Raw genomic sequence first — 6,428 nt, forward strand, 5'->3', positions numbered from 1 at the left:
ATTGGTGCCCATCCCCTGCATCGACCGCGTCGCGCAAGGCGTCGAGGTCGCTGCGAAATGTATCGAGTGTGCGCAGGACAGCCTCGCGGTTGGCGAGGAAGATGTCGTGCCACATCACCGGGTCGCTTCCGGCGATTCTTGTGAAATCGCGAAAACCACCGGCAGCGTAACGGAAGATCTCCAGATTTTCATTGCGCTTGGCCAACGAATCGACCAGACCGAAGGCCAGCAGGTGCGGCAGATGACTGGTCGCGGCCAGCACTGCGTCGTGCCGCTCGACCTGCATGTGCTCGACATCGGCGCCCAGTTCGCGCCACAGGCGATCGACCACCGCCAGCGCGGCAGGATCGGTTTGCTCCAGCGGCGTCAGGATCACCTTGTGCCGGCGGAACAGCTCGGCGTTGGAGGCTTCCACCCCGCTCTGCTCGGAACCTGCAATCGGGTGCCCCGGGACGAAACGCGCCGGCATGCCGCCGAACGCTTCGGTCGCGGCGCGCACGACGTTGCCTTTGGCGCTGCCGACATCCGTAAGAATCGCCTGCCCCAGATCCATACCCGCCAGACGCGCGAGCAGTTTTTCCATGGCCAGAATCGGCACCGCCAGCTGAATCACATCGGCACCGATGCAAGCTGCGGCCAAATCGTCTTCACAGCGATCAACCACACCCAACTCGACAGCCAGTTTGCGCGATTGCGGATCCAGATCGACGCCGACCACTTCACGGCACAGGCCGCTTTCACGCAAACCCTTGGCAAACGAACCACCGATCAACCCCAGACCGACCACCACAAGGCGACCGATCATAGGTGCAGCAGGTTGCAGCGCAGTGACATCAACCACGAGCCAGAACCTTGCGCAGCGCCTCGAGGAAACGGCTGTTTTCTGCTGGCAGACCGATGGTCACGCGCAAGTGGTTCGGCATGCCGTAATTGGCCACCGGACGCACGATCACGCCCTCGCGCAGCAGGCCCTGAAAAATCGGCGCCGCGACCTGGCCAAGATCGACGCAGATGAAGTTGCCTTTGGACTCGATCCAGCCCAACCCCAGCTCGCGGAAACCCGCCTGCAACTGCTGCATGCCGGATTCGTTGAGCTGACGGCTTTGCGCCAGATATTCCTCGTCCTTCAGCGCCGCACACGCCGCCGCCAGCGCGAGGCTGTTGACGTTGAACGGCTGACGAACGCGGTTCAGCACGTCCGCCACCACTGGCGTCGACAAGCCATAACCGACGCGCAGCGCCGCCAGACCATAGGCCTTGGAGAAGGTGCGCGACACCAGCAGGTTCGGGTAGGCCGCGAGGAAGTCGAGACCGTCCGGCAAATCGCTGCCTTCGGCGTACTCGATATAAGCCTCGTCGAGCACCACCAGCACATGCTCGGGAACGTCCTGCAGGAATTCGTCCAGCGCTTCGGCGCCGAACCAGGTGCCAGTCGGGTTGTTCGGGTTGGCAATGAAGACCACGCGGGTGTTGGCATCGATTGCCGCGAGCATTGCTGGCAGATCGTGCCCCCAATCCTTGGCCGGAACCACTTTGGCTTGCGCGCCGACCGCTTGAGTCGCGATCGGATATACCGCGAAAGCGTGCTCGCTGAACACGGCATTCAGGCCCGGCGCCAGATAGGCACGGGCGACCAGCTCAAGAATGTCGTTGGAGCCATTGCCCAGCGTGACCTGATTCAGCTCGACGCGGCACTGTTCGGCGAGCAGCGATTTCAGGGCGAAACCATTGCCGTCCGGGTAGCGGGTCAGCTCAGCCAGCTCTTCGCGAATCGCCGCCAAGGCTTTTGGGCTGGCGCCCAGCGGATTTTCGTTGCTCGCCAGTTTGACGATTTTTGCCGGATCCAGATCCAGCTCGCGCGCCAGTTCGTCCACGGGCTTGCCCGGAACGTACGGCGAAAGTTGTTGCACGCCCGGCTGTGCCAGAGCGAGGAAGTTGCCACTCATTTGCTACCGCCCTTAGAGAACTGCTTTCGGGTAGGAACCCAGCACTTTGAGTGCTACTGCTTCCTGACTGATCTTTTCCAGCACACCTTTGATCAACGGATCGCGGTGGTGGCCGACGAAGTCGATGAAGAACACGTACGTCCATTTGCCGCTGCGCGACGGACGGGTTTCGATGCGGGTCAGGTCGATGCCATTGTCGTGGAACGGCACCAGCAGCTCGTGCAGCGCGCCGGGTTTGTTGCTCATGGACACGATGATCGAGGTCTTGTCGTCGCCGGTCGGCGGCACTTCCTGGTTACCGATCATCAGGAAGCGCGTGGAGTTGTCCGGGCGATCCTCGATTTTCTCGGCCAGTCGCGTCAGACCATACAGGCCCGCCGCCATGTCGCCAGCAATCGCCGCCGAATTCCACTCGCCCTTGACCCGTTTGGCCGCTTCGGCGTTGCTCGACACCGCGACGCGCTCGACATTCGGGTAATGCGCGTCCAGCCACTTTCGGCACTGGGCCAGCGACTGCGCGTGGGAATAGATGCGGCTGATACTGTCGGTCTTGGTGTTTTCGCCGACCAACAGGTGATGGTGGATGCGCAGCTCGACTTCGCCGCAGATCACCATGTCGTGTTCGAGGAAGCTGTCCAGCGTGTGGTTGACCGCACCTTCGGTGGAGTTTTCGACCGGCACTACGCCGAAATTCACCGCACCGGCCGCCACTTCGCGGAACACTTCGTCGATCGCCGCCATCGGCTTGCTGATCACCGCGTGGCCGAAATGCTTCATCGCTGCCGCTTGAGTGAAGGTGCCTTCAGGGCCGAGGTAAGCCACTTTCAGCGGCTGCTCCAGCGCCAGGCACGAAGACATGATTTCGCGGAACAGCCGCGCCATCTCTTCGTTGCCCAGCGGCCCCTGATTGCGCTCCATCACGCGCTTGAGCACCTGAGCTTCGCGCTCGGGACGATAGAACACCGCCACTTCGCCTTCGGCCAGCGAGGCCATCTTCACGCGGGCGACTTCCTGGGCGCAACGCGCACGCTCACTGATCAGCTCGAGGACTTTGGTGTCCAGAGCGTCAATGCGAACGCGCAGTGCCTTGAGTTCTTGCTCGGACATCAGCCGTGTTCCTTCTCGAATTCCGCCATGTAGGCCACCAGCGCGTTGACCGCGGTGATGTCGACGGCGTTGTAGATGGAGGCGCGCATGCCGCCCACCGAGCGGTGGCCTTTGAGGTTGAGCAGACCGCGCGCATCGGCGCCGACGAGGAATGGCTTGTCCAGACGATCGTCAGCCAGACGGAACGGCACGTTCATCCACGAGCGGTCCGACTTGTTGATCGGGTTGCTGTAAAGACCGCTGGCGTCGATGAAGTCGTACAGCGTGCGCTGCTTGACGTCGTTGAGCTTGGCGATGGCTTCAACGCCACCCTGCTCTTTCAGCCACTGGAACACCAGACCGGACAAGTACCAGGCCAGCGTCGGCGGGGTGTTGTACATCGAACCGTTATCAGCTGCGACCTTGTAATTAAGCATGGTCGGGCACAGCGAGCGGGCCTTGCCGAGCAGGTCTTCGCGGATGATGTTGACGACGATGCCGCTCGGGCCGATGTTCTTCTGCGCGCCAGCGTAGATCATGCCGAAACGCGAAATATCGACCGGGCGCGAGAGGATGTCGGAAGACATGTCGGCCACCAGCGGCACGTCACCGGTTTGCGGGATCCACTGGAATTCCAGGCCGCCGATGGTTTCGTTCGGCGCGTAGTGAACGTAAGCGGCGTCTTTGGACAGATTCCACTCGTTCTGGCCAGGAATGGCGAAATAGTCGTAAGGCTTGGCGGTGGCGGCAACGTTGACGTGACCGTAGCGCGAGGCTTCTTCGATGGCTTTCTGCGACCAGATACCGGTGTCGATGTAGTCGGCCGAGCCGCCCTCAGGCAACAGGTTCAGCGGGATCTGTGCGAACTGCTGGCTGGCGCCGCCCTGCAGAAACAGCACTTTGTAGTTCGACGGGATATTCAGCAGGTCACGCAGATCCTGCTCGGCCTGGGTGGCGATGGACACGAACTCATCACTGCGATGGCTCATTTCCATGACCGACAGACCCTTGCCGTGCCAATCAAGGAGTTCACCCTGGGCGCGCTGCAGGACAGCTTCAGGCAGCGCCGCCGGACCGGCGCAGAAGTTATAGGCTCGCTTGCTCACATCCAATCTCGCTCTGATTTGGTGGTAACGCATTACATCATCAGCCAACACGGATTCAATGCGGGAGCGGGCTTGCTCGCGAAAGCGGTAGATCAGGCGACATCGTCATCGGATGTCAGTCCGTCTTCGCGAGCAAGCCCGCTCCCACACCGAGTCCTGTGGGTGATTCAAATTTCAAACAGGACAAATAACAAGGGGGCGAATTCTCATCCGCCCCCTTGTTTGCCCGCTTATTCCTGCGGCTCTTCGTCAGCTGCGGCGTCGAGTTGCTGGTCGTCTGCGGCGGCGTCGTCGATACCGACGGTGCCTGCGAACTCCTCGCCCTCTTCACCTTCGAGCTCTTCTCCTTCGATTTCCGAAGGCTCCTGAACCCGCTCCAGCCCGACCAGCGTTTCATCCTTGGCCAGTTTGATCAGCGTTACACCCTGGGTGTTACGGCCCAGGCTCGACACTTCGTCGACACGGGTACGCACCAGGGTGCCCTGATCGGAGATCAGCATGATTTCTTCACCGTCGAGCACCTGCACCGCACCGACCAGACGACCGTTACGCTCGTTGCTGACCATGGCGATCACGCCCTGACCGCCACGCTTGTACTCAGGGAACTCGGTGATCGCGGTGCGCTTGCCATAACCACGCGCCGAAGCGGTGAGGATCTGGCTGCCTTCTTCCGGGATCAGCATGGAAATCAGCTTCTGCCCTTCCGGCAGACGCATGCCGCGCACGCCGCGAGCGGTACGGCCCATGGCACGTACGTCGGACTCTTTGAAGCGGGTGACCTTGCCACCGTCGGAGAACAGCATCACTTCACGCTCGCCATCGGTAATGGCCGCGGAGATCAGCACATCGCCTTCGTCCAGCTCCAGCGCGATCAGGCCAACGCTGCGCTGACGGCTGAAGGATTCCAGCGGGGTCTTCTTCACGGTGCCGTTGGCGGTGGCCATGAAGATGTAGTGACCTTCGGTGTATTCCTCGACCGGCAGCATGGTGGTGATGTATTCACCGTCATCCAGCGGCAGCAGGTTGACCAGCGGACGGCCACGGGCCGCGCGGGAGGCTTCCGGAATCTCGTAGGTCTTGAGCCAGTACACCTTGCCCTTGCTGGAGAACAGCAGCAGCGTGGTGTGGCTGTTGGCGACCAGCAGGTGAGCGATGTAGTCCTCGTCCTTGACGCCGGTAGCCGATTTGCCTTTGCCGCCACGACGCTGAGCCTGGTACGCAGCCAGCGGCTGGGTCTTGGCGTAGCCACCGTGGGAGATGGTCACGACGCGTTCTTCTTCCGGGATCATGTCACCCAGGGTCAGGTCGAGACGGGCATCGAGAATTTCGGTGCGGCGCACGTCGCCGTATTCGGCGCGGATCACTTCCAGCTCTTCGCGGATCACTTCCATCAGGCGCACGGCGCTGTTGAGAATGCGGATCAGCTCGCCGATCTGGTTGAGGATCTCCTGGTACTCGGCCAGCAGCTTCTCGTGCTCCAGACCGGTCAGACGGTGCAGGCGCAGTTCGAGAATCGCTTGCGCCTGTTCCGGCGAGAGGAAGTACTTGCCTTCGCGCAGACCGTATTGCGGATCGAGGTTTTCCGGACGGCACGAATCGGCACCGGCACGCTCAACCATCGCCACCACAGCGGAGGATTCCCAAGGCGTGCTGATCAGCGCTTCCTTGGCTTCCGACGGCGTTGGCGAAGCCTTGATCAGGGCGATCACCGGGTCGATGTTCGACAGGGCAACGGCCTGGCCTTCGAGAATGTGCCCACGCTCGCGCGCCTTGCGCAGTTCGAACACGGTACGGCGGGTAACCACTTCGCGACGGTGACGGACGAAGGCTTCCAGCAGATCCTTGAGGTTGAGGATGCGCGGGCGGCCGTCGATCAGCGCGACGATGTTGATACCGAACACTGATTGCAGCTGGGTCTGGGCGTAGAGGTTGTTGAGGATCACCTCAGGTACTTCGCCGCGACGCAGTTCGATCACGACGCGCATACCGTCCTTGTCGGACTCGTCGCGCAGCTCGGTGATGCCTTCGAGCTTCTTCTCCTTGACCAGCTCGGCGATCTTCTCGATCAGACGCGCCTTGTTCAGCTGGTAAGGCAGCTCAGTGATGACGATCTGCTGACGGCCACCGACCTTGTCGATGTCTTCGATGATCGAGCGGGCGCGCATGTAAATGCGTCCGCGACCGGTGCGGTAGGCTTCGATGATGCCGGCGCGACCGTTGATGATCGCCGCGGTCGGGACGTCCGGACCGGGAATGTATTGCATCAGCTCATCGACGGTCAGCTCGGGGT

Annotated in this window: 4 protein-coding genes and 1 pseudogene; all 5 read right to left on the bottom strand. The window is 61.6% G+C overall.

The window, feature by feature from the left end; genetic code table 11:
• Positions 1–805, bottom strand: a pseudogene (locus ACIGDJ_RS27730) (prephenate dehydrogenase/arogenate dehydrogenase family protein); the annotation flags it as partial.
• A gap of 28 nt (positions 806–833) precedes the next feature.
• The gene (gene hisC / locus ACIGDJ_RS27735; protein ID WP_016770923.1) at positions 834–1,946 is read right to left on the bottom strand and encodes a histidinol-phosphate transaminase; all 1,113 of its coding nucleotides are present in this window, start codon (positions 1,944–1,946) and stop codon (positions 834–836) included.
• A gap of 12 nt (positions 1,947–1,958) precedes the next feature.
• Positions 1,959–3,053 carry a prephenate dehydratase gene (pheA, locus tag ACIGDJ_RS27740; RefSeq protein ID WP_397480246.1) on the bottom strand — a complete coding sequence of 365 codons (1,095 nt, stop codon included), beginning with the start codon at positions 3,051–3,053 and terminating at the stop codon, positions 1,959–1,961.
• Positions 3,053–4,138 carry a 3-phosphoserine/phosphohydroxythreonine transaminase gene (gene serC / locus ACIGDJ_RS27745; protein WP_397480247.1) on the bottom strand — a complete coding sequence of 362 codons (1,086 nt, stop codon included), beginning with the start codon at positions 4,136–4,138 and terminating at the stop codon, positions 3,053–3,055. The genes pheA and serC overlap by 1 nt, the downstream gene beginning before the upstream one ends.
• A 230-nt stretch (positions 4,139–4,368) precedes the next feature.
• A partial coding sequence (locus ACIGDJ_RS27750) for a DNA gyrase C-terminal beta-propeller domain-containing protein (RefSeq protein ID WP_397504695.1) occupies positions 4,369–6,428 on the bottom strand: 2,060 nt, incomplete at its 5' end.

The sequence above is a fragment of the Pseudomonas sp. NPDC079367 genome (genome assembly GCF_044542195.1).
Classification (GTDB): Bacteria; Pseudomonadota; Gammaproteobacteria; order Pseudomonadales; family Pseudomonadaceae; genus Aquipseudomonas.

Bases quoted from the DNA above. Each gene is read 5' to 3' on its own strand.
- pheA (WP_397480246.1), bottom strand. From the start codon at position 3,053: ATGTCCGAGCAAGAACTCAAGGCACTGCGCGTTCGCATTGACGCTCTG.
- hisC (WP_016770923.1), bottom strand. From the start codon at position 1,946: ATGAGTGGCAACTTCCTCGCTCTGGCACAGCCGGGCGTGCAACAACTT.